The sequence below is a fragment of the Bradyrhizobium sp. SZCCHNS3052 genome (assembly GCF_032484495.1).
Lineage (GTDB): Bacteria > Pseudomonadota > Alphaproteobacteria > Rhizobiales > Xanthobacteraceae > Bradyrhizobium.
The window spans coordinates 129,228-151,007 of record NZ_JAUETB010000012.1; the positions used below are offsets into that span (position 1 = coordinate 129,228).

Sequence of the window (21,780 nt, forward strand, 5' to 3'; positions counted from 1 at the left end):
ACGATCGCGAAGCGCCCCTCATGGCGGGCACGGGACGACTCAGTGATTAGCATGATTTCTGGAAAATGGAAATTGAAATTTTGACTGACTCTCGTTGAGTCGGCGTCGTCGGCAGTAGGAAAAATCTGCTATCCTTTGCCGATGACCCGAACCGGCACCTGGATAGACACGACCGGCGGTCCGCACCTGCTCATCCCGTTCGAGAAATTGCCGTTTTGGCGAGGCATCGAAGGATGGCGCAATCACCAGGGTCCGAAGGACCAAAGCGACTATGCACGTGCATGCAGGGTGAATACCTGGCTGGGATCGATTGTCTGCGGCGATGGTGCCGCTATCGTGTTTTCGGGCGATATCGGTGACGTGGCGTGGTACGCAAGTGATCGGGGTGACCGAGGCCATTTTGTTCAATGGCTCGGCGTAGACGACGAGCGGCTGATTGATCTTGCACTACGCGCGCCGCAACTCCGAGACGATCTCTGCGGTGCAGACGCCGAGCGGCTCGAATTCAAGACCGGTACGTCCGGAGTCATGTGGCTGATCGATGCATCGGATCCGGGTGATGATCTGCAGGGTAATCATCTGACCGTCGTGCTGCGGCCGGGAAAATACCTCGCGAGAGCGGTTCACTACGAGTCAGTAGGGCTCGCGATTGTCGTTCGCGAGATTCGCTGGATGAGCCCGTGAGTATCGACGATGTTTAGAAGTTCAGGTCGTTCACTTGACGTACGACAGGGCTGCTGGGATCGGAAGACAGGAAGGCGAGACGGGTCGATGTCAGCAACACGTTGTTCAGCTTGGGCGGCCTCTTTGATCGTCGTGTCGATCGCGCAAGTCTCGCCTGGATCTGCTTGCTCATCTGCGAAGCCGATTCCGACTGACGAGGAGCTGCTCGCGCGAGCGTCTGCGGTCGTCGTCGCGCATCTCACATCTGTTGAAGAGATCGACGTGCCGGCCAATATGAAGGGAGCCTACAACACGATCGTTGAAGCATCGGTCTCTACGATAGAATCGATCAAAGGAAGTCCACCGAAAAACGGAAAGGTCCGGAGCGCGCCGTTTGGGTACGGCAATTGCACCCTCCCGCTCTTGGCGGGCGCCGACTACATCCTCTTCCTGAATGAGAAAGATCTCTACATCACCTCCTTGAGCGGATCGACCGGACCCATTCTGAACCTCGACGCGGTTGAGGTGCGCGAGAGGCTGGCAAAGCTGAGGTCTCTGGCGAAGTAGTGGATCGCAGTGATACGGTGGCGTGCACGTCGAGCTGACGCGAACGTTTGGGAGCGGATGTCTCTCGTTCGTCGCGTTCTTCTGCGAGACCTACGACGGGATGGACAGGGGATCTTACCACGGGGTTGCTCGTCGACGACCGCTTGTTCTGGTCACATTGACATGGCCATCCAGATCCCGCTGTCGTCGTCCGCCACCCGGTCCGGCCTTCGGCATGCCGGATGACAGGCTTTGGCGGACGATCCAGTACGCCGTAACGTCTCGGTTCGATATCTTCTGCCGCGGAGTACTGGATGCTCCGCCTTCGCGAAGCATGACAGCGGGGGCACCGCGAGAGTTCCGCCTGACCGCGGGTTCAGGGAGCGCGCGTCTAGATAAACCGCCCCACAAACCCTAGCGTCGCCTTCGCCACCTCGCGCCAGCCGCTGTCGATGATCAGCGAGTGGCCGCGTTGCGGGAATTGTCCGAACTCGGTGACCGCGTGCTGATTGCGCTTCTGCCGCTCGAACGCTGCATGAGCGACCGAGGGCGTCACGGTGTGATCATGCTCTCCGGAGATGATCAGCAGCGGACCACGGTCGGCGGCCTCGATGTCGACGCGGGCTTCTGTCCACGGATTGAGATTGGCAGCTGCGGCCTGGAAGATCGGCCGGCCCGGGGCCGGCGCCTGATAGGCGTCGTAGAGCTCTTCGCTCTCGGCCTCAGGCAGGGAGTTCGCGAAGGCGTAGCGGAACTGGTCGGGCGTGAGGCTGACGTTGCGGCTGGCGTTGGCTGGGTTGTGCAGCACCGGCCAGGCGGAGCGCAGGGCGGAGATGGGCAACGGCAGCACGCCGCGAAACGGCGCCGGATCGATCGCGACCGTCGCCGCCGACAGTCCGCGGCCGGCGAGGATCTGCGCGATCAGGCCGCCGAAGGAATGGCCGATGAGGGCGGGGCGCCGGTCGAGTGCGCCCGCGATCGCGGCGAAGTGCGCCGCTACCTCGCCGATGGTTTCGGGCGCGGCGGCGCCACCCATCTCCGCCGGCCAGCCGGGCGCCAACCCGGCGTAGCCGGCGGCGTCGAACAGCTCGACCCACCGATCCCACGAGCCGGGCTTCAGCCACAGGCCGTGGATGAAGATGATCGCGCGCCTTTGCGAGGCGTTGGCCCCGCCGATCGCATCATCGCATGTGTGGGTCGACATGATCGGCGCCCTTCTGCTGCGTTGGATCAGTTGCGCGGCGGCGTGGCGGCGGACTGCCCGTTGAGGAAGGCGTCGATCGCAGCGACCGTCGCGGCCGGCTGCTCCTCCATCAGCCAATGGCCGGAGCCGGGGATGACCTGCTCCTGCACGTTGGACGCGCCGGCCCGTGCCACCACCGCCATGGTCGGGCCGAAGGACGCCGCGCCACCGATCGCCAGCACCGGCATCGTCAGCTTGCCATGCGCCGCGAGCCAGGCGCGGTTGTCGATCGCGTCCTGATCGAAGGCGGCGAACTGGCTGAAGCCCGCATGCATCCGCCCCGGGCCGGCATAGAGCTGCGCGTAATGGACGCGCGCGGCCTCCGGGAAGTGGGCAGGGTTAGCCGAGAACTCGTTCCAGAAGCGGTCGAGATAGATGCGCTCGCGCCCCTCCACCAGGCGCTCCATGTCGGGGCCGCCGAAGCGGAAGTGCCACAGCAGCGGGTTCTTCAGGATCTCCTCCCACGGGCCGATGCCCGGCACCGGCGCATCCATCAGCACCAGCTTGGTCACGCGGTCGGCGTGCCGCGCCGCCAGCGCATAGGCGACCATGTTGCCGATGTCGTGCGCCACGACCTCGGCGGTGCGCGCGCCCAGCGCGTCCATGACGCCGGTGATGTCCTCGGCCTGGTTGGCCTTCTCAAAGCCCTTGTCGGCGCGGGCGGACAGGCCGAGCCCGCGCAGGTCGGGCACGATCACGGTGTGGTTCTCGGCGAACTTAGCGGCGAGCGGCACCCACATGTCGCCGGTGTCGCCATAGCCGTGCAGCAGGACGACCGCCGGTCCGCTGCCGCCGACGCGGACATGGAGCGTGGTGCCGTTGGTCGGGATCTCCTGGGTGCGGAAGGTCTTCGGGAAATTGCCGGGCGCGTCGGTTGCGTCGGCGAGGGCGGCGCTGGTCAGCATCGTGAGCGCGCTGGCGGCGAGGGCGGTTCGTTGCAGCAGGCGGGGAAGGGTCATGGCGATCTCCTCAGTGGGCGTGTTGATGCACGCAAAGCTAGACGAGGGAGGTGCGCGGTATTAGAGGGTAGCCGCGCCAAGGATTTTTTACCGGGACGCAAAGATGGTGCTGGCCAGCGCGGATCGTGCCAGGGATCTCGAAGTGTTCTGCGCCGTCGCCGGCAGCGGCAGCTTCTCGGCCGCTGGTCGCAGTCTCGGGCTGACGCCATCGGCTGTGAGCCGGACGCTCGACCGCATCGAGGCGCGGCTTGGCGCGCGGCTGCTGTTGCGAAGCACGCGGGCGCTGACGCTGACCGCCGAGGGGCAGTCCTATCTCGCGGCCGCCCGTCGCATTCTCGCCGACCTCGACGAGGCCGAGCAGGCGATCGCAGACCAGGGCGCGCCGCGCGGGCGCATCCGGGTCAGCGCCGCCCTCTCGCACGGCCGCGTCTGCATCGTCCCTCTGCTCGGCGAGTTCGTGCGGCGCTATCCGAACATCCTGGTCGACATCAATCTGAGCGACGGGCTCGTCGACGTGGCGGCGGGGCAGGCGGACGTCGCGATTCGCGGCGGTCCGCTGCCCGACAGCGCGCTCACCGCGCGCCGCCTCGGCGACAACGGCCGCACCATCGTCGCCTCGCCCGACTACCTGGCGCGCTGGGGCGTGCCGGAGGCGCCGGAAGACCTCTACAACCACAATTGCCTGAACTTCAGCTTTCGCCGCGCCGAGCCGGTGTGGCCGTTCCGCCGCGATGGCGTCGACTATGCGCTGAAGGTGCGCGGCGCCGTCGAAGCCAACAGCGGCGACACGCTCAGCCAGCTCGCGCTCGATGGCGTCGGCATCGCCCGCGTCGGCGATTTCAGCCTCGGCAACGCGATCGCAGAGGGGCGGCTGGTGCCGCTGCTCGAAGCGTTCAATCCCGGCGACAGGGAGGTCTTTCACGCCGTCTTCGTCGGCGGCGCCAACACGCCCGCGCGTGTTCGGGTGTTCGTGGACTATCTGGTCGAGCGGATGGGGGACAGTCCCGGCAAGGCAGCAACGCGGCGAGGGTCGTGACTTGGCAGCCGCCCTTACTCCGCCGCCACCATCTGCTGAATCCGCCACTGTCCCAACAACGCCCGCAGCGACGCCGGCTTCAGCGGCTTGTTGAGCACGGCGATGTTGTCGTCGCGGGCGGCAGCGCGGACGTGGGGGCTGCGGTCGGCGGTGATCAGGATCGCGGGCAGCGCCTCGTTGAAGCGGCGGCGGATGTCGCGGATGGCGGCGATGCCGTTGCCGCGGTCGAGATGGTAGTCGACGAGCAGGCCGGTGACGGCGCCGTCGCGCGCCGCGATCGCCTCCATCGCGGACTCCGGATCAGGGACGGCGATCACCTCGGCGTCCCACGCCGTCAGCAGGGTCTTCATGCCGTCGAGGATCGCCGGGTCGTTCTCGATGCAGACGATCAGGGCGCCCGCAATCGGCGTCGTCGCCAGCGGGGTTGCGGTGGTGACGGCGGCGGTGTGGTTGATCGCCTTGGCGATCGGCACCGTCACTGAGAACACCGAGCCGCGGCCGGGCCGCGAGTCCAGCGCAATGCCGTGATTGAGCACGCGCGCGATGCGCTCGACGATCGACAGCCCCAGGCCGAGGCCGCGCGCGATCCGCGCGCCCTGCTCGAGGCGGTGGAATTCCTTGAAGATCTCGCCGCGCTTGACCGGGGGGATGCCGACGCCGGTGTCGTAGACGCCGATTTGCAGCGACTGGCCGTGGCGGCGGCAGCCGACCAGCACGCGGCCCTTGGGGGTGTACTTGATGGCGTTGGAGATGAAGTTCTGCAGCAGCCGGCGCAGCAGCAGACGGTCGGACTCGACCGGCAGCGACGACGGCACGAACACCAGCTCCAGACCCTTGGCGCGCGCGGCGGGTGCGAACTCGATCTCCAGCGAGCGCATCAGGTCGGCCATCTTGAAGCTCGAGACCTGCGGCGTCATCGCGCCGGCATCGAGCCGGGAGATGTCGAGCAGCGCGCCGAGAATCTCCTCGATCGCCTCGAGCGAGTCGTCGATGTTCTCGACCAGGCGCGAATCCTCGCCGGCCGTCTGCCGCTCGACGAGGCTCGTCACGTAGAGCCGCGCCGCGTTCAGCGGCTGCAGGATGTCGTGGCTGGCCGCCGCAAGGAAGCGCGTCTTGGAGATGTTGGCGTCCTCGGCGGCGCTCTTCGCCAGCGCCAGCTCCGAGTTCAGCCGCGTCAGCTCCTCGGTGCGGTCGCGGACGCGCTTCTCCAGCGTCGCATTGGCGCGCTCCAGTGCCTCGGCGGCTTCGAACGAGGGCGTGACGTCGGTGAAGGTGATGACGAGGCCGCCATCCGGCATGCGGTTGGTGCGGACCTCGATCACCATGTGGCGGTCGGCGAGGCGTTCCAGATAGGGCTCGCCTTCGGTGGTGTAGGCGGCGAGCCGCCGCGCCAGCAGCGCCTCGCCGTCCTCATAGGTGGGCGCGCCGATCGTGCCCATGAATTCGAGGATTTCCTTCAGCGGGCTGCCGATCTGCACCAGATCCGGCGGCAGCCCGAGCAGGTCGACGAACTGGCCGTTGGAGCAGATCAGTTGCAGGTCGGCGTCGAACACCGCGATGCCCTGGCGCACATGGTTCAGCGCGGTCTGCAGGATCTCGCGGTTGAAATGCAGCGCGGCATGGGAATCGTCGAGCAGCTTGAGCGCGGCCTTGGCGGACACCGTGCGCTTGCGCAGGAGCAGCGACATCACGAGGCGCGACGACGCCGCGCCGATCGACGAGGCGATCAGGTGCTCGGCATGGCGCAGCAGCTCGAAATCGGCCGGCGCGGCCGGATCGAGCGGGAGGTTGCGCTGGGCGGCGAACGCCTCGAACGAGGCGCGGGCACGGTCGGGACCGAGATATTGGCCGACCGTGCTCTGGATGTCCTGCACCGTCACGGTCGAGCGCCAGCGCCGGAAGCTCGGCGCACTCGGCGTCAGCTCGGCCGGCACGAAGATGTCGGCCTGCAACAGCTCGATCGACGACGGCTGCCGCGCCAGCGACAGCACGACGTAGGTCAAGAGATTGAGCGACAGGCTCCACAGCACGCCGTGCAGCAGCGGCGGCAAATCGGTGCCGAGCAGCGCCTGCGGCCGCAGCGGCTCGAAGCCGAACGGACCGTGCTGCAGGAACAGGATGCCGGCGGTGGAGGTGTCGAGGAAGCTCGGGATGAACAGCGTGTAGAGCCAGACGGCGAAGCCGACCAGCATGCCGCCCATTGCGCCGCGCGCGGTCGCGCGCCGCCAGAACAGACCGCCGAAGAAGCTCGGTGCGAGCTGCGCGATGGCGGCGAACGACAGCAGGCCGATCGCGGCGAGCTGGGTGTTGCCAAGCGCGCGGTAGTAGAAATAGGCCATCACCATGATGGCGAAGATCGCGATGCGGCGGGTGCCGAGCAGGAAGCCGGCGAAGTCGCGGCCGATCTCGCGCTGCTCCTGGCGCTGCAGCACCAGGGGCACGACGATGTCGTTGCACACCATGATCGACAGCGCCACGCATTCGACGATCACCATCGCGGTCGCCGCCGACAGGCCGCCGACGAAGACCAGGATCGACAGCCATTGCGAATTGGCCTCGATCGGCAGCGCCAGCACGTACATGTCGCTGTCGACGGCGCCGAACGGGAAGGTGATGAGGCCGGCGAGAGCGATCGGGATCACGAACAGATTGATCGCGATCAGATAGAGCGGAAACAGCCAGCGCGCACGCGACACCTCGGCATCGTCGGCGTTCTCGACCACGCTGACATGGAACTGGCGCGGCAGCAGCATCGCGGCGCAGAACGACAGCAGGGTCATGGTGAGGAAATTGCCGATGCCCGGCACATATTCCAGCGCGCGCTCGGCCTCCGGCGATTTCATGGCCCGCTCGATCAGCTCGACCGGCGAGAACATCCAGAAGGTGACGAAGGCGCCGGCGGCGATGAAGGCGACCAGCTTGATGATCGACTCGGTCGCGACCGCCAGCATCAGGCCGTGCTGGTGCTCGGTGGCGTCGGTCTGCCGCGTGCCGAACAGCACCGCGAAGACAGCCATCGCCAAGGTGACCATCAGCGCCATGTCGCCGACGAAGGGGATGTGGGCGAAGGCGCGGTCGTCGATCAGGATGGTCTGCAGCGACGAGGCGACGGCCTTGAGCTGCAGCGCGATGTAGGGCACCGAGCCGATGATCGCGATCAGCGCCACGGTGGCCGCCACCGCCTGGCTCTTGCCGTAGCGGGCGCCGATCAGGTCGGCAACGGAGGTGATGTTCTGCGACTTGGCGAGCCGGATCACCCGGCGCAGCAGCGGCGTGCAGGCGCCGACCATCAGGATCGGCCCGAGATAGATCGCGAGGAAGTCGACGCTGGTGCGGGAGGCGAAGCCGACCGAGCCGAAGAAGGTCCAGGACGTGCAGTAGATCGCCAGCGACAACGGGTAGATCAGCCCGGCCAGCCGACCGCGGCTCTCTGCCGGCCGCCGTTCGCCGGCCCGGTTGCCGCGGCTGGCGACCAGGAACAGGAACCCGATATAGCCGAACGCGGCCAGGATCACGCCCCAGTCGTGCAGCATCTCCTACGCGTCTCCGACGTCTTCCTCGAAGGCTCCGGGCTGATCCCGTTGTCCGGGAAATCTAGCCCGTTGCTGGAGGCAGGGCGATAGCGATCTTGCCGAGAGAGCGCGGAGCTGGAGTCGTCGTTAGCGCGGGAGACCCCGCAGTCTCCGCCGTCGTTCCGGAGCGCCCGCAGGACGAGCCCGGAATCCATGTCGCCTGATGTTGTGCTGCCCGATGGATTCCGGGCTCGTGCTTCGCACGCCCCGGAATGACGGAGAGGGTGTTGCTCGGTCAGCTGGGCGGCAAGCGGGGCAAACGGGCCACCACGTTCTCCGCCGTCATTCCGGGGCGCCCGCAGGGCGAGCCCGGAATCCATGTCGCCTCATGCCGTGCTGCCCGATGGATTCCGGGCTCGTGCTTCGCACGCCCCGGAATGACGGAGAGAGCGATGCTACTCCGCCGCCAGCGGCTTCTTGTGCAGCGCGAGTCCCAGGCGTTCCCAGACCTGCAGCAGGGCTTCCGCCAGGCGGTCGATCAGGCCGTCGTCGTGGTAGGGCGAGGGCGTGATACGCAGGCGCTCGGTGCCCTTGGCGACCGTCGGGTAGTTGATCGGCTGGATGTAGATGCCGTGCTCTTCCAGCAGGAGATCGGAGGCCTGCTTGCACTTCTCGGGATCGCCGACGAACAGCGGCACGATGTGGGTGTCGTTGGTCATCACCGGCAGGCCGGCGGCGTTGAGGACTGCCTTCACCCGCGCGGCGCGGTCCTGGTGGCGCTCGCGCTCCCAGCTCGACGATTTCAGGTGCTTGATCGCAGCCGTGGCGGCCGAGCAGATCGGCGGCGGCAGCGCGGTCGTGAAGATGAAGCCCGGCGCATACGAGCGAACCGCGTCGATGATCTCGCCCTTCGCGGCGATGTAGCCGCCGAGGCAGCCGAACGCCTTCGCCAGCGTGCCTTCGAGGATGTCGATGCGGTGCATGACGCCATCGCGCTCGGCGATGCCGCCGCCGCGCGGGCCGTACATGCCGACCGCGTGCACCTCGTCGACATAGGTCATCGCATTGTAGCGCTCGGCGAGATCGCAGATCGCCGCCAGCGGCGCGACGTCGCCGTCCATCGAATACAGGCTCTCGCAGGCGATCAGCTTCGGCCTGTTAGGACCGGCGGCGATCAGGAGCTGTTCGAGATGGGCGAGATCGTTGTGGCGCCAGATCTGGCGCTCGCAGCCGGACTGGCGCACGCCCTCGATCATCGAATTGTGGTTCAGCGCGTCCGACAGGATCAGGCAGTCGGGAATCAGCTTGGCGAGCGTGGCGATGCCGGTCTGGTTCGACACGTAGCCGGAGGTGAACAGCAGCGCCGCTTCCTTGCCGTGGAGGTCGGCGAGCTCGGCCTCGAGCTGCACCAGGGGATGATGGGTTCCGGCGATGTTGCGGGTGCCGCCGGCGCCGGTGCCGACGCGGGTTGCGGTCTCGACCATCGCGCCGACCACCTTCGGGTGCTGGCCCATGCCGAGATAGTCGTTGGAGCACCAGATCACGACATTGCGCGGTCCGCTCGGCGAGTGCCAGGTCGCGTGCGGGAACCGGCCGGCGATGCGTTCGAGATCGGCGAAGACTCGGTAGCGACGCTCATCATGCAGGCGACCGAGGGCGGCACTGAAGTACTGGCTGTAGTCCATCACGAAACCCGAACTGGCGCGCTGCAGTGCAGCACCTGAAGCGAAAACCTCGCGGCATGCGTGGCGTGAAGTCTTCTTAGAGCGTTTCCAGAGCGGCTGTCGAGCCGGAATCCCAAGGCAGGAATTGGGCGATTTGTCCAAGGGGGGAGTGATCTCGGCCGAACGGCGCCGGGATTGCGGCGACGCGGCGGCGTCGCGGCCCCGCAGCCTCAGGTGGTGCGATAATGCAGCACGCCGTCGACGTCCTGGCTGGTCAGGCGGCCCTCGACCAGCATGTAGTTGACATGGGCGATCAACTCGCCGGCGGCGAAGCCCATCTGGTGCGGGTCGAGCACGTGCTTGTGGAACACGACCGGCACGAGCTGCGCCGAGGTCTTCGGCTCGTCGCGGCAGGCGTCCGCGATCATCCGGCAGCGCTCCTCGTGGTGGTCGGCGAGCTGCTTGATGCGCGTCTTCAGCCCGTAGAACGGCACGCCATGGCCTGGCAGCACCAGCACGTCATAGGGCAGGGTGGTGGTGAGGCTCGCCAGCGAGGCCAGATATTCGCCGAGCGAGTTCTGGTCCGGCTCGACCGCCCAGACGCTGACATTGGGCGAGATCTTGCTCAGCACCTGGTCGGCGGACAGGAACAGCTTGTCGGCGGCGCAGTACAGCATGACCTGGTCGAGCGCGTGCCCGCCGCCGGTGATGACCTTGAAGCGCCGGCTGCCGATCTGGATCTCGTCGCCGTGGGAGATGCGGCGGTAGGAGGCCGGCAGCACCGAGACGCGCTGCAGATATTCCTGGCCGCGACCGAGCAGCTTGTCGGTCAGGGTCTCGTCCATGCCGTGACGGCGGAAGAACAGCCGCTGGGCATTGCGGCGCTCCTCGGTGCCGCGGTTCTGGTGATAGACCGACTGCAGGTACTCGACCTGCGACATCACCAGCGAGCAGTTGAAGCGCTCGACGATCCAGCCGGCGAGTCCGACATGGTCGGGATGTGAATGCGTCACGATCAGCCGGCTGATCTTGACGTGCTTCAGCGGGCCATCGAGCAGCCGCGTCCAGGCGGCGATCGACTCCTCGTTGCCGAAGCCGGAATCCACCGCGACCCAGCCATCGCCATCGGCGAGCAGATAGATGTTCACATGGTTGAGGCGGAACGGCAGCTTCAGGCGCAGCCACAGCACGCCGGGCGCGACCTCGACGACCTGATCCTCACCGGGATGCTGCTCCCAGGGATAGCGCAGGGCTTCGGCGGAGGAGTGAACGGTGTCTGTCTTCGTCATGCCTCATCGATTAACGACCGCCGCGCGCGAGCGCCAGCCGAAAAACACATGGCTGGACGGCATTCCGGGGTACGGAAGCTGCTTCGGGTCGCGCCAGCATGACCTGCCTCGACGCCTTCTGCTTCGCCACGCCCCCGTCATTCCGGGGCGAGGCCGCAGGCCTCGAACCCGGAATCGCGAGATTGTCTTGCGCTCATCAGCTCGAGATTCCGGGTTCACTCGCCAATGCGTAGAGCGCATTGACGATTGCCCCGGAATGACCGGCGAGTAGCAACTACGCCGCCCGGATGTTGGTCAGGAACGCGTCGACCTCGGCGCGCAGGGTGTCGGCCTCGCGGCGCAGCGCTTCGGAGGCACTGAGCACCTCGTTGGCGGAGGTGCCGGCCTGGGCCGAGGCGCTGGAGACGCCTGTGATGTTGTTGGAGACCTCGGTGGTGCCGGAGGCCGCCTGCTGGATGTTGCGGGCGATCTCGTGCGTCGCGGTGCCCTGCTGCTCCACGGCGGCGGCGATCGCGGTGGTGACGTTGTCGATCTCGGCGATGGTCTCGCCGATGTTGCGGATCGCCGACACCGCCGACGAGGCGACCTGCTGCATGCCCGCGATCTGGGTGCGGATCTCGTCGGTGGCCTTGGCGGTCTGGCTCGCCAGGCTCTTCACCTCCTGCGCGACCACCGCGAAGCCGCGGCCGGCCTCGCCGGCGCGCGCCGCCTCGATGGTGGCGTTGAGCGCGAGCAGGTTGGTCTGCGAGGCGATCGCCTGGATCAGGTCGACGACGACGCTGACGCGGCTCGCATTGTCGGCGAGTCCCTGCATCGTCGAGTCGGTGGCGCCGGCTTCCTCGACCGCCTTCTTGGCGATCTGGGCCGAGGTCACGACCTGGCGGCTGATCTCCGCGATCGACGACGACAACTGCTCGGTGCCGGCCGACACGGTCTGGACGTTGACCGAGGTCTCCTCGGCAGCCGCCGCGACCGCATTGACCAGCGAGTTGGACTGGTCGGCGGTCTGCGACATGCTCTGCGCGGTCGCCTGCATGGCCGTGGCGGAGCTCTGCAGCGTGCCGAGGGCGCTGCGCACCGTCGCCTCGAACGTGGCGATCTGGGCCTCCATGCGCGCGGCGCGCTCGGCCTTGGCGGCATTCTCGCGGTCCTGCTCGGCGGCCAGGGTGCGGGCGCGGACCATGTTCTCGCGGAACACCTGCAGGGTGTCGACCATCGCGCCGATCTCGTCGCGCTGCTTCGAGGTCGCAATCTCGGTGTCGAGATCGCCGCTCGACAGCGTCTGCATCGCCTGCTGCAGCCGCTTGATCCGGCGCAGGATGTTGCCGCCGACATAGAGCCAGACGAACAGCACCGAGCCGAGCAGCGTGGCTGCGCCGGCACCGGCCATGCCGAGCGTTGCCAGCTCGATGTCACGGCCCGCCGTGCCGGTGGCGCTTTCGGTCGACTTGCGCACGCCTTCGACGAGCTGCTGCACGCTGATGTCGAGACCGACATTGAGCTTGCGCGTCTCCTCCAGCACGGTCTGTCCGTAATCGTTGGCGTCGAGCTCCTTCTCGCGCGTCTTGAACACGCGGGCCTTGCCCTCGCCGAGTGCTGCGAGCTTCAGCGCGGCATCGTGGATTGCCTTGGTGCTGCGGCCGGTCGGCAGCAATTCGAGATTGGATTTGAGCTGCGCCAGCGCCTCCTTGAACTGTCGCTCGATCGTCTCCAGCGTGTCGCTGTCGTTGGCCGATAGCGCGGCGGCCATCTGCGCCACCAGCAGGTTGCCGGACGCGATCACGTTGCCGAGCTGCTCGACGAACCGTGCGGCCGCCGTCGCGTCGTCTGCCGACACCTCGGCTGCGCCGAGCACGGCGTTGAGCTGCGTCTGGGCATCCAGCATCGGCTCGTTGGCGGCGGCAGTGAAGTCCGCCTGCGCCTTGCGCAACGCGTCGTACTGCTTGTTGTGCAGGGCCGCGACTTCGAGACGCTCGCGTGCGGCGGACACCAGGCTCTGATTGGCCTCGTTGATGTTCTTGATGGTCTCGGCGAGCGGCGCCACCACGCTCTTCGCGGCGCCGAGCGCGCTGATCTCGCTCAGGCGCTCCTGCGTGGTCTTCTGGATCTCCTGCATCTTCTTCAGGCGCTCGTTGAGCGCGTCCTCGCTCTGGGACTGCAGCAGCGCCGGGCCGAGGCTGGCCAGGCCGGAGCTCTGCGCCAGCAATTGCAGGCTCGAGGTCAGGCGCGGAATCTCGCGGCCCGAGAGTTCGACCATGGTGCCGCCGACGTGTCGCAGCATCAGTCCCGCAGCGACGCTGATCGCGATCGCCATGCCCGCGATCACTGCGAAGGCTGCGAACAGGCTGCCGCGGACGCCCCATCTGGGTCGCAGGACTCCGAGCACCCTGCTGAAGCTGAACCGAATCGCCATCTCTGGTGTCCCCCGATATGCACTACTTGGAGCTGTTGCTTGCAGGCAGTATCGCGGCGGGCGGTTAACAAATCCGGGAAACTACTCGGGCAGTGCTGAGTTTTCTCGCATTTTCGCATTTCACCGTGCGGCATTTAACGGGACGGAAGGGATTGTTGGGCCGCGCTTTCGATAACCTATGACAGAAAAGGCCGGCATCGCTGCCGGCCTTCCCGTCGTTTGTTGTTATTTGACGCCTGCGGATCAGTAGCGGGCCGCGAGCGGAGCGCCCCAGTTGAAGCGGTAGTTCACGCCAGCCTTGAAGGTGTGGTCGTCGGTGGTGAAGCTGCCGGTCGGCACCAGCGCGGCGGGCGCCGTGAAGGTGGCGCTGCCGAAATTGTAGTACTGATACTCGGCCTTGGCCGACCAGTTCGGCGCGAACATGTATTCGAGTCCGCCGCCGACGGTCCAGCCGTTGCGATGGTCGCCATTGGTCGCGAAGCCGACCGGCGTGCCGGCGAACGTCACCTTCTCGTTGTTGTCGGAATAGGCGTAGCCGCCCTTCACGTAGAGCAGGCCCGGACCCCAGGTGTAGCCGAAGCGGCCGGTGATCGAGCCGAGGCCGCGCTGGCTGTTGGTGTAGACGAGGCCGCCGGGGAAGGCGGCGCCGACGCTGCCGCTCAGCCAGCTGTACTGGCCCTCGGCGCCGATCACCCAGGTCGGTGCGAACTGCCAGTCGGCGCCGACCTGCAAGCCGCCCAGGAAGCGGCCGTTGGAGTTGTTGCCGGTGGCGAGGCCGGAGAAGTTGTTGTCGCTCGAGAACGCGCCGCCGAGATGGGCGCCGAGATAGAAGCCGGTCCAGTTGTAGATCGGGGCGGCGTAAGCCGGCGGCGCCTTGGTGGCGTAAGGATAGGTCCGGGCGCCGAGATCGGCGGCGACAGCGGACTGGGCCGAAGCCAGCGCGGCGACGGCAACGGTTGCGAACAGGATCTTCTTCATGGCGGGTCTCCGATACTCAACTAACAAGGCTCGCGCATCGCGCGCCGTCGATGCATCGGAGATAGATCGCTTTTGAATAAAATGCTGTCACTCCCGCAGCACACCGGCCTCCAACCCGACCTTCTCCGGGCAAAGGTTCTGGCGTAGTTAGTAATGCACTAACGAAGGCTGAACCGGGAGTTAACGCCGGGCCCCTTTGTGCCGCCGCGGCACAACCGGTTAAGGCGCGTTAAGAGCTCGATGCAGAGCCGCGACTGCGTCGCGCAGCTGCTCGCGATGAACGATGTCGTCCTTGGGCATCGAAGCGATGCCGGCGGCGAGCTCGTGCAGAATCGCGGCGAGCAGTCCGAAGTTCAGGTGCATATGGATCGACTTGCGGACGTCCTCTGGGCCGGGCCGCTCCAGGGTCAATGCCAGGCCGGATGATTCGAGATGGGCTTCGAACCGCGAGGAATGCTCGAACGTGCCGGCATAGAACTTGTCGGGATATTCGAGCGCGATCTCGGCCTTGTCCGGGATGGGTTTCGACATGGTGGCTCCTGAAGCGGCGATGCATGAATGTTCGCAGATCCGCCTCCCGCCGCCTTGCGCCAGGTCATAGTGGGAGGAGCGTCTGCATCCTCGGCCGAAACGGGCTGGACCGCATTTCTACGGAGGCGGAAATTTACCTTCCCTGAGAAAAGGTTGTGCACGCTGGATCAAATTAACGACTCGATGCCGGTCGTTCCGGACGGACCAGCTCCATGCAAGCGAGCGGAGAGGGCTCCGGCGGGGCGACGGCGGGTGCAGTCCACCCTCCAGCGAATGTGCCGCCGACATGAAGATGCGTCTCTCCATTTCCACGTTCATTGCGGCTTTTGGCCTTGTGCTCGCACTCGGCTTCGGTGCGGTCGTGCTGACCAGCGCCTATGCGCTGCGCGAGCTCAAGGTCGGCGGGCCCCTCTACGACAAGATCAAGCTCGGCAATGATCTGGTGGCCGACATCCTGCCGCCACCTGAATATGTGCTCGAGGCCTATCTCGAGGCGACCCTCGCACTCCGGACGCCGAACGACCTCGACACGCACGTCAATAAGCTGGCGCAACTGAAGAAGGACTATGAGGATCGCAAGACGTTCTGGACCGGCTCGGCGCTGCCGTCCGATCTGAAATCGCTGCTGGTCGAACGATCGGACGGCGAGGTCCGGAAATTCTGGCAGGCCCTGGAGGCCGAGTTGATCCCGGCGCTGCGCTCCGGCGACATGGCGAAGGCCGATGCCGCCTATGCCCGGCTGGCCGAAGCCTACGCCGCCCACCGCGCGGTGATCGATACGCTGGTCGACAAGGCGAACAAGCTGAATTCGGACATGGAGGCGACGGCGGCGACCCAGGATCGCAGCATCTCCATCATTGTGTGGACCGTGTCCGGCATCGTTCTGGCTCTGGTCGTCGCCGGCATGTCGGGGCTGGTGATCGGCGTCGTCCGTCCGCTGTCGCGCATGACCGGGCTGATGCGGCGGATCGCCGAGGGCGATCTGTCGGCCGACATTTCCTATTCGGAACGCGGCGACGAGATCGGCGCGATGGCGGGCGCGCTGAGCATCTTCAAGACCAACGCGCTCGAGAACGCGAGCCTGCGCGACAGGCAGGAGCGCGATCGTGCGGCCGCCGAGGAGCATAAGAAGCGCGCCATGCTCGACATGGCCGACGTGATCGAGCGCGAGACCGAGACGTCCGTCGAAGCTGCGGCCGGCGCATCGCGCCAGGTCGAGGCCGTCGCCGCAGACCTCTCGAAACTGGCCGAGGAGCTGTCGACCGATGCGCAATCGGTGGCCGCAGCCTCGGAGAAGTCGCTCTCCAATGCCCAGACGGTCTCGTCGGCAGCCGAGCAACTGAGCTCGGCGATCCGCGAGATCTCGAGCCAGGTGGCGCGCGCCAGCACGATCACCAAATCGGCGGTGACCGAGCGCGAGAAGGCGAAGAACACGATGCTCTCCTTGTCCACGGCCGTGGACAAGATCGCCGAGGTCTCCAACCTGATCGGCGGCATTGCCGAGCAGACCAACCTTCTGGCGCTCAATGCCACCATCGAGGCCGCGCGCGCCGGCGATGCCGGCCGCGGCTTTGCCGTGGTTGCGGCCGAGGTCAAATCGCTGTCGGATCAGACCGCCAAATCGACCGAGGAGATCTCGCGCCTGATCGGCGAGGTGCAGACCACCACGCAGGCGACCGTCGACGTCGTCGAAGGCATCGGCAGCCAGATTTCCGAGATCGACGAGGTCGCAGCCTCGATCGCCGCGGCGATGGAGGAGCAGCACGCGGCGACCCAGGAGATCAGCCGCTCGGTCCAGTCATCGGCCAGCGCGGCGCGCGACGTGTCGTCCAAGATCGGCAATGTCGGCAGGGACGCCGGCATGGTCAACGATCGGGCCGCCGAGGTGCGCAACGCCATCGGCTCCGTGGCAACGGGCCTGACCTCGCTCCGTGCCACGCTGGTGAAGGCCGTCAGGACGGCGACCGCCGAAGCCGATCGCCGTCAGTCGCCGCGGTTGAAGTCGAGCCTGTCGATCAAGGTCGTCGACGATCGCAGGGGCACGGTGAAGGCCGATCTGGTGGACATTTCCGAAGGCGGCGCCTGGTTCCGGTTCGACCCCGAACCGGGCATCGGCGATCGCGGCGTCATGGAATTCAGCGGCTTCGACGGCAGCGTGCCGTATCGGGTTCGCGCCCGTGAAAAGGACGCGCTGCATGTCGAGTTCGACCCCGGCCAAAATCGCGAGACGTTCCTGGCATGGTTCAGGCGGACCTTCGCACGGCAGGCGGCGTAGACGGAGCGAGGTCGCCTGCCTCCGCTCTCGGTCGGGAGAACGAAGGCATTGCTTCGAACGGGCTTCGTCAATGCGCCAATGTCATTGGCGCGAGACCAGATCGCTGATCCGCACCGGAAAGCGCCTGATCCGAATGCCGGTCGCGTGCGCCACCGCGTTGGCGACCGCCCCGGCAGAGCCGGTGATGCCGATCTCGCCGACGCCCTTGACGCCGAGCGGGTTGACGAACGGATCGTGCTCCTCGACCGTGAAGGCCTCGATCGCCGGAACGTCGGCATTCACCGGCACATGATACTCGCCGAGATTGGCATTCATGATCCGCCCGGTGCGGCGATCGGTGACCGCCTCCTCGTGCAGCGCCAGCGAGATGCCCCAGATCATGCCGCCGACGAGCTGGCTCTTCACCAGCTTCGGATTGATGATCCGTCCCGCCGCGAACGCGCCGACCATGCGGGTCACCCTGACCTGGCCGAGATCGGGATCGACCTTCACCTCGGCAAAGACAGCGCCATGTGAATGCATCGCATATTGCTCGTTGGCCGCAGGGTCCGGCATGCCGCTGCCGGAGCCCTCGACCTGGTCGAGGCCGGCGCGGGCGAGGATGTCGGCGTAGCTCTCGCCGCGGCCCTCGTCGTCGCGCCGAAGCAGCCGACCGTTGCGCGCGATCACGCCGGCGTTGCCGGCGCCGAACAGTGGCGAGCGCTGGTCTGATGTCGCGAGCTCGGCGAGCCTGGCGATGACGGCGGCGCCCGCATTGTGGATCGCAGTACCGACCGTCGCCGTATGTGCCGAGCCGCCGGCGATGCCGGCATCCGGCAGGTCGGAGGTGCCGGCCTTGAACGTCACCCGGTCGAGTTCGAGCGCGAGCGAGTCTGCCGCAATCTGTGCGAAGGCGGTCCAGGCGCCCTGGCCCATGTCGTGCGCGCCGCTCTCGACGACGCCGGTGCCGTCGCGCCGGATCACCGCGCGGGCCTGGCCCGCGAACATCAGCGCATGGAACGTCGCCGTGCCCATGCCCCAGCCGACCAGGAAGCCGTCCTTGTCGCGCATCATCCGCGGCTTCAGCGGCCGCTCCCACCAGCCGAACCGCTCGGCGCCTTGCGTGTAGCACTCGCGCAGCGCCTTGGATGAGAACGGTTTGCCCGTGGTCGGCTCGACCTCGGCGTAGTTCTTGACCCGGAAGGCGAGCGGATCGAGGCCGCAGGCTTCCGCCATTTCGTCGACGGCGCTCTCCAGCGCGATCGATCCCGGCGCGATTCCGGGGGCGCGCACGAACAGCGGCGTGCCCGTGTCCATGCGTACCGCGTCATAGGTCGTCGCGATCGCCGGCGCGGCATAGAGCGTGTGCGTCACATGCGCCGCCGCTTCGTAGAAGTCCTCGAAGCTGGAGGTCGCGATCCGGGCGTGGTGATGGATGCCTGCGAGCTGCCCGACCGCGCTGGCGCCGAGGCGCAAGGTCTGCCGGGTCGGCGAGCGGTGGCCGAACGGGCCGTAGAGCTGCTCGCGGCGCGCCACAAGCTTCACCGGGCGGCCGACCATCCTGGCGGCGAGAATGCCGAGGACCTGCGGCCCGGCCATCAGGCCCTTGCCGCCGAAGCCGCCACCGAGATAGGGGCTGCGGATCAGGATGTTCTCAGGCGCGATGCCGAACAGCTCGGCAAGGCGGCCGCGCATCATCACCAGGCCCTGGGTCGGCGTGTCGATGATGAGCCTGTCGCCCTGCCACTCGGCGACGATCGCGTGCGGCTCCATTGCGTTGTGATAATGCGGCGGGGTCTCGTAGATCGCGGTGATCTGCTTGTCGCTGCCCGCCAGCGCGGCCTCGACATCGCCGTGATGGCTCTCGGCTGGAAAACCCATGCCGACGACAGGCGGCACATAGGCGTCGGCCGCATCGAGACCGATGCGGGCCGGCTCGGCCTCGTAGCGCGGCGACAGCAGCGCGGCGCCCTCGGTCGCGGCTTCCAGGCTTTCGGCAATGACCAGCGCGATCGGCTGGTTGGCGTAGCGCACACGGTCGTTCTGCAGCGCCTCGAAGCGGAATGCGAACGGGTTCGGCTTGCCGTCGGGATCGGCGTGCAGCGGCGGCCGGTTGGCGGAGGTCATCACCTCGACCACGCCGGGATGCGCCTTGGCGGCTTCGACGTCGAGCGCGACGACGCGGCCGCGCGCGATGCTGGAGACGGCGAGCACGGCATAGAGCAGGCCGGGCGGATTGTTGTCGGCGGCATAGCGCGCCGTGCCGGTGACCTTGGCACGGCCATCGACGCGCGACAGCGGCTGGCCGATGTTGGAGCCGTGTCTGATATGGGCGGGATCGCGGGAGAGATTGAGCTCAGGCGTCATGAAGTGCTCCTGGAACGGCGGAGAAGGGAGAGGCCGGCAGCGCCGGCACGCGCGACGGCGTGCCTTGCGCAGCGGCGGCCAGCGCGCGCATGATCAGGCTGCGCGCGAGAGGGATCTTGTGGGCGTTGTCGCCGGATTGCTTTGCATCGCGCAGCGCGATGTCGGCAGCCTGCTGGAATGTGTGCGGCATAGCCGGCTGGCCTGCGAGCAGCGCTTCGGCCTGGTGGGCGCGCCATGGCTTGGCAGCGACGCCGCCGAGCGCCAGACGTGCGTGCTTGATCGCGCCGTTCTCGATCACGAGACCGGCCGCGGCCGAGACGACGGCGAACGCATAGGAATTGCGCTCGCGCACCTTCAGATAGCGCGCGTGCCCTGCGAACGCCCGCGCCGCCGCGGGCAGCCGGACCGCGACGATCATCTCGCCCGGCGCGAGCACGGTCTCGCGCTCCGGCGTGGTGCCGGGCAGGAGATGCAGCGCCTCCAGCGCGACCTCGCGCCGGCCGGAGCCGCCTTCGATCTCGACGATCGCATCGAGCGCGGCGAGCGGCACGCAGAAGTCCGAGGGGTTGGTGGCGATGCAGGCCTCGCTCCAGCCGAGCACGGCGTGCTGATGGGTGTCGCCCCCGCGCGCGTCGCAGCCTGCGCCGGGCGCGCGTTTGTTGCAGGCCGAGGCCGGATCATAGAAATACGCGCAGCGTGTCCGCTGCAGCAGATTGCCGCCGACGGTGGCCGCATTGCGCAACTGTGCCGAGGCGCCCGACAGCAGCGCTTCGGCGACTGCCGGGAAATCGCGCGCGAAGGCCGCGTCATGCGCAAGGTCCGCATTGCCCACCAGCGCGCCGATCCGGACGTCGCCATTGCCGAGCGTCTCGATCCGCGTCAGCTCCTTGATCTGCGAGATGTCGACCAGCCGCGCCGGCCTGATGACATTGCCCTTCATCAGATCGAGCAGGTTGGTGCCCGAAGCGAGATAGGCCGCGCCCGGCGCGCTGGCCGCTGCGACCGCCTCCGCGACCGTCGACGGCTTCACATAGTCGAACCGGTTCATGCCGCGCGCTCCTTGTTCTCGGCGAGCGTCGCCTGGGCGTCGAGCACCGCCTCGACGATGCCGACATAGGCGCTGCAGCGGCACAGATTGCCGCTCATGCCTTCGCGCACGCGCTCCGGATCGCCGCCGGCGTGACCTTCGTTGATGAGCCCGACCGCGCTCATGATCTGGCCGGGCGTGCAGAAGCCGCATTGCAGGGCATCGTGGGCGATGAAGGCTACCTGCACCGGATGGAGCTGGTCGCCTTGAGCGAGCCCTTCGATGGTGGTGATCGCCGCGCCGTCGAGGCTGACGGCCAGCGTCAGGCAGGAATTGATGCGGCGGCCGTCGACCAGGACGGTGCAGGCGCCGCACTGGCCGCGGTCGCAGCCCTTCTTGGTGCCGGTGAGGTGGAGGCGCTCGCGCAGCAGGTCGAGCAGGGTGACCCTGGGGTCGTCGAGCGCAAGCGTTCGCGGCTCACCGTTGACGGTGAGTCTGACAGTCCAATTCATGCGTTGTTCCGATCGAAGCGATGGCCTAATCGGATCGCAGCGGGCACCGCCTTACGGGCGATGGTCCGTCCAGATCCAGCGACCGCGGGACGACAGCTGAGGAAGGTTGGCTGTCCCGGGTGGCAGGTCTATCTATACGGAGGGTTCCTCCGTTTAGCAAGGGGACATGAACGGTCCGTCATCAAGAGCTGGTGAGATGGAGACGAAACCACAAGACCGCCATCGCAAGCCGCGCGCCGATGCGCAGCGCAACCGCGAGCGCGTGCTCGAGGCGGCCAAGGCGGTGTTCAGCGTCGGCGGCGCCGAGGCCAGCCTGGAGGCGGTGGCGCGCCAGGCCGGCGTCGGCATCGGCACGCTGTATCGCCATTTCCCCACCCGCGAGGATCTGTTCGAAGCGGTGTACCGGCGCGAGGTCGAGCAGCTCGCCGAGCTTGCGGAAGAGCTGAAGAGCGAGCCGTCGGCGGTCGAGGCGCTCCGCCGCTGGCTGCGCTCGACGGTGCAGTTCGTCGCCACCAAGAAGGGCATGATGGCCGCGCTCGCGATCGTCATGAACGCGAACTCCGAGCTCGCGGCCTATTCGCACGGCCACCTCACCCGCTCGATCGGCGCGCTGCTGGCGCGTGCCGTCGCGGCCGGCGAGATCCGCAGCGACATCAGCGCCGACGATGTCCTGCGCGCCCTGATCGGCATGTGCTACATGCACGACCAGACCGGCTGGCAGCAGAGCGTGCTGCGGCTGTTGGATGTGTTCGTGGATGGGCTGCGGGTGCAACGTTGATGGCTCTC

The 21,780-nt window shown here is 67.1% G+C and carries 16 protein-coding genes; 5 read left to right on the forward strand and 11 right to left on the reverse strand.

Annotation, left to right across the window (positions count from 1 at the left end; all coding sequences use genetic code 11):
- Window positions 1–141: 141 nt before the first annotated feature.
- Both QX073_RS28325 and QX073_RS28330 read left to right on the forward strand, forming a co-directional pair.
- Complete coding sequence (locus tag QX073_RS28325; RefSeq protein WP_316170815.1) at window positions 142–684, forward strand: Imm21 family immunity protein; 543 nt, start codon at window positions 142–144, stop codon at window positions 682–684.
- 87 nt (window positions 685–771) lie between these two features.
- Window positions 772–1,230 (forward strand): hypothetical protein, encoded by a 459-nt coding sequence (locus QX073_RS28330; RefSeq protein WP_316226720.1) that lies wholly within the window; start codon window positions 772–774, stop codon window positions 1,228–1,230.
- Between the two features lie 370 nt (window positions 1,231–1,600).
- Here the strand turns inward: QX073_RS28330 and QX073_RS28335 are convergent, their stop codons facing one another.
- A complete protein-coding gene (locus tag QX073_RS28335) occupies window positions 1,601–2,413 on the reverse strand; it encodes an alpha/beta hydrolase (protein ID WP_316226721.1) in 813 nt (270 codons plus the stop codon).
- 26 nt (window positions 2,414–2,439) lie between these two features.
- Window positions 2,440–3,411 (reverse strand): alpha/beta hydrolase, encoded by a 972-nt coding sequence (locus QX073_RS28340; RefSeq protein WP_316170732.1) that lies wholly within the window; start codon window positions 3,409–3,411, stop codon window positions 2,440–2,442.
- A 103-nt stretch (window positions 3,412–3,514) separates the two neighbouring features.
- Between QX073_RS28340 and QX073_RS28345 the strand changes: the two genes are divergently transcribed.
- Window positions 3,515–4,447 (forward strand): LysR family transcriptional regulator, encoded by a 933-nt coding sequence (locus tag QX073_RS28345; RefSeq protein WP_315717900.1) that lies wholly within the window; start codon window positions 3,515–3,517, stop codon window positions 4,445–4,447.
- Between the two features lie 14 nt (window positions 4,448–4,461).
- On the opposite strand, the gene QX073_RS28350 is transcribed toward QX073_RS28345, so the two are convergent.
- The 6 genes from QX073_RS28350 to QX073_RS28375 all read right to left on the reverse strand — a co-directional run bounded on the left by QX073_RS28350 (window position 4,462) and on the right by QX073_RS28375 (window position 14,834).
- On the reverse strand, window positions 4,462–7,980 hold the full coding sequence (locus tag QX073_RS28350; RefSeq protein ID WP_315717899.1) for a PAS domain-containing hybrid sensor histidine kinase/response regulator: 3,519 nt from the start codon (window positions 7,978–7,980) through the stop codon (window positions 4,462–4,464).
- Between the two features lie 434 nt (window positions 7,981–8,414).
- Complete coding sequence (hemA, locus tag QX073_RS28355; protein WP_315717898.1) at window positions 8,415–9,644, reverse strand: 5-aminolevulinate synthase; 1,230 nt, start codon at window positions 9,642–9,644, stop codon at window positions 8,415–8,417.
- Window positions 9,645–9,853: 209 nt separating this feature from the next.
- Window positions 9,854–10,912: an MBL fold metallo-hydrolase gene (locus QX073_RS28360; RefSeq protein ID WP_316226722.1), complete on the reverse strand. Its 1,059-nt coding sequence runs from the start codon at window positions 10,910–10,912 to the stop codon at window positions 9,854–9,856.
- Window positions 10,913–11,186: 274 nt separating this feature from the next.
- Window positions 11,187–13,325 carry a methyl-accepting chemotaxis protein gene (locus QX073_RS28365; protein ID WP_316193449.1) on the reverse strand — a complete coding sequence of 713 codons (2,139 nt, stop codon included), beginning with the start codon at window positions 13,323–13,325 and terminating at the stop codon, window positions 11,187–11,189.
- Between the two features lie 243 nt (window positions 13,326–13,568).
- Entirely contained in the window at window positions 13,569–14,303 is a 735-nt protein-coding gene (locus QX073_RS28370) for a porin family protein (RefSeq protein ID WP_315717895.1), read from the reverse strand.
- A 219-nt stretch (window positions 14,304–14,522) separates the two neighbouring features.
- Entirely contained in the window at window positions 14,523–14,834 is a 312-nt protein-coding gene (locus QX073_RS28375) for a hypothetical protein (RefSeq protein WP_315717894.1), read from the reverse strand.
- A gap of 286 nt (window positions 14,835–15,120) precedes the next feature.
- Here QX073_RS28375 and QX073_RS28380 point away from each other — a divergent pair, with 286 nt between their 5' ends.
- The gene (locus QX073_RS28380; RefSeq protein ID WP_316226723.1) at window positions 15,121–17,109 is read left to right on the forward strand and encodes a methyl-accepting chemotaxis protein; all 1,989 of its coding nucleotides are present in this window, start codon (window positions 15,121–15,123) and stop codon (window positions 17,107–17,109) included.
- Between the two features lie 81 nt (window positions 17,110–17,190).
- Here QX073_RS28380 and QX073_RS28385 read toward each other — a convergent pair whose 3' ends face one another.
- From QX073_RS28385 to QX073_RS28395, 3 genes are read right to left on the reverse strand one after another with little or no spacing between them, the layout of a single operon-like run.
- The gene (locus tag QX073_RS28385; protein WP_316226724.1) at window positions 17,191–19,455 is read right to left on the reverse strand and encodes a xanthine dehydrogenase family protein molybdopterin-binding subunit; all 2,265 of its coding nucleotides are present in this window, start codon (window positions 19,453–19,455) and stop codon (window positions 17,191–17,193) included.
- Window positions 19,445–20,503 (reverse strand): xanthine dehydrogenase family protein subunit M, encoded by a 1,059-nt coding sequence (locus tag QX073_RS28390; RefSeq protein ID WP_316193445.1) that lies wholly within the window; start codon window positions 20,501–20,503, stop codon window positions 19,445–19,447. The genes QX073_RS28385 and QX073_RS28390 overlap by 11 nt, the downstream gene beginning before the upstream one ends.
- Entirely contained in the window at window positions 20,500–20,994 is a 495-nt protein-coding gene (locus QX073_RS28395) for a (2Fe-2S)-binding protein (RefSeq protein WP_316193444.1), read from the reverse strand. The genes QX073_RS28390 and QX073_RS28395 overlap by 4 nt, the downstream gene beginning before the upstream one ends.
- Window positions 20,995–21,190: 196 nt before the next feature.
- Here QX073_RS28395 and QX073_RS28400 point away from each other — a divergent pair, with 196 nt between their 5' ends.
- Window positions 21,191–21,772, forward strand: coding sequence for a TetR/AcrR family transcriptional regulator (locus QX073_RS28400; protein ID WP_316226725.1), 582 nt, complete (start codon window positions 21,191–21,193; stop codon window positions 21,770–21,772).
- Window positions 21,773–21,780: the final 8 nt, after the last annotated feature.

Excerpts from the sequence above, each read along its gene's own strand:
- QX073_RS28370 (WP_315717895.1), bottom strand. The coding sequence starts at position 14,303 with ATGAAGAAGATCCTGTTCGCAACCGTTGCCGTCGCCGCGCTGGCTTCG.
- QX073_RS28330 (WP_316226720.1), top strand. The coding sequence starts at position 772 with ATGTCAGCAACACGTTGTTCAGCTTGGGCGGCCTCTTTGATCGTCGTG.
- QX073_RS28345 (WP_315717900.1), top strand. The coding sequence starts at position 3,515 with ATGGTGCTGGCCAGCGCGGATCGTGCCAGGGATCTCGAAGTGTTCTGC.
- hemA (WP_315717898.1), bottom strand. The coding sequence starts at position 9,644 with ATGGACTACAGCCAGTACTTCAGTGCCGCCCTCGGTCGCCTGCATGAT.
- QX073_RS28365 (WP_316193449.1), bottom strand. The coding sequence starts at position 13,325 with ATGGCGATTCGGTTCAGCTTCAGCAGGGTGCTCGGAGTCCTGCGACCC.
- QX073_RS28395 (WP_316193444.1), bottom strand. The coding sequence starts at position 20,994 with ATGAATTGGACTGTCAGACTCACCGTCAACGGTGAGCCGCGAACGCTT.
- QX073_RS28350 (WP_315717899.1), bottom strand. The coding sequence starts at position 7,980 with ATGCTGCACGACTGGGGCGTGATCCTGGCCGCGTTCGGCTATATCGGG.
- QX073_RS28385 (WP_316226724.1), bottom strand. The coding sequence starts at position 19,455 with ATGACGCCTGAGCTCAATCTCTCCCGCGATCCCGCCCATATCAGACAC.
- QX073_RS28335 (WP_316226721.1), bottom strand. The coding sequence starts at position 2,413 with ATGTCGACCCACACATGCGATGATGCGATCGGCGGGGCCAACGCCTCG.
- QX073_RS28360 (WP_316226722.1), bottom strand. The coding sequence starts at position 10,912 with ATGACGAAGACAGACACCGTTCACTCCTCCGCCGAAGCCCTGCGCTAT.
- QX073_RS28400 (WP_316226725.1), top strand. The coding sequence starts at position 21,191 with ATGGAGACGAAACCACAAGACCGCCATCGCAAGCCGCGCGCCGATGCG.
- QX073_RS28340 (WP_316170732.1), bottom strand. The coding sequence starts at position 3,411 with ATGACCCTTCCCCGCCTGCTGCAACGAACCGCCCTCGCCGCCAGCGCG.
- QX073_RS28380 (WP_316226723.1), top strand. The coding sequence starts at position 15,121 with ATGAAGATGCGTCTCTCCATTTCCACGTTCATTGCGGCTTTTGGCCTT.
- QX073_RS28325 (WP_316170815.1), top strand. The coding sequence starts at position 142 with ATGACCCGAACCGGCACCTGGATAGACACGACCGGCGGTCCGCACCTG.
- QX073_RS28390 (WP_316193445.1), bottom strand. The coding sequence starts at position 20,503 with ATGAACCGGTTCGACTATGTGAAGCCGTCGACGGTCGCGGAGGCGGTC.
- QX073_RS28375 (WP_315717894.1), bottom strand. The coding sequence starts at position 14,834 with ATGTCGAAACCCATCCCGGACAAGGCCGAGATCGCGCTCGAATATCCC.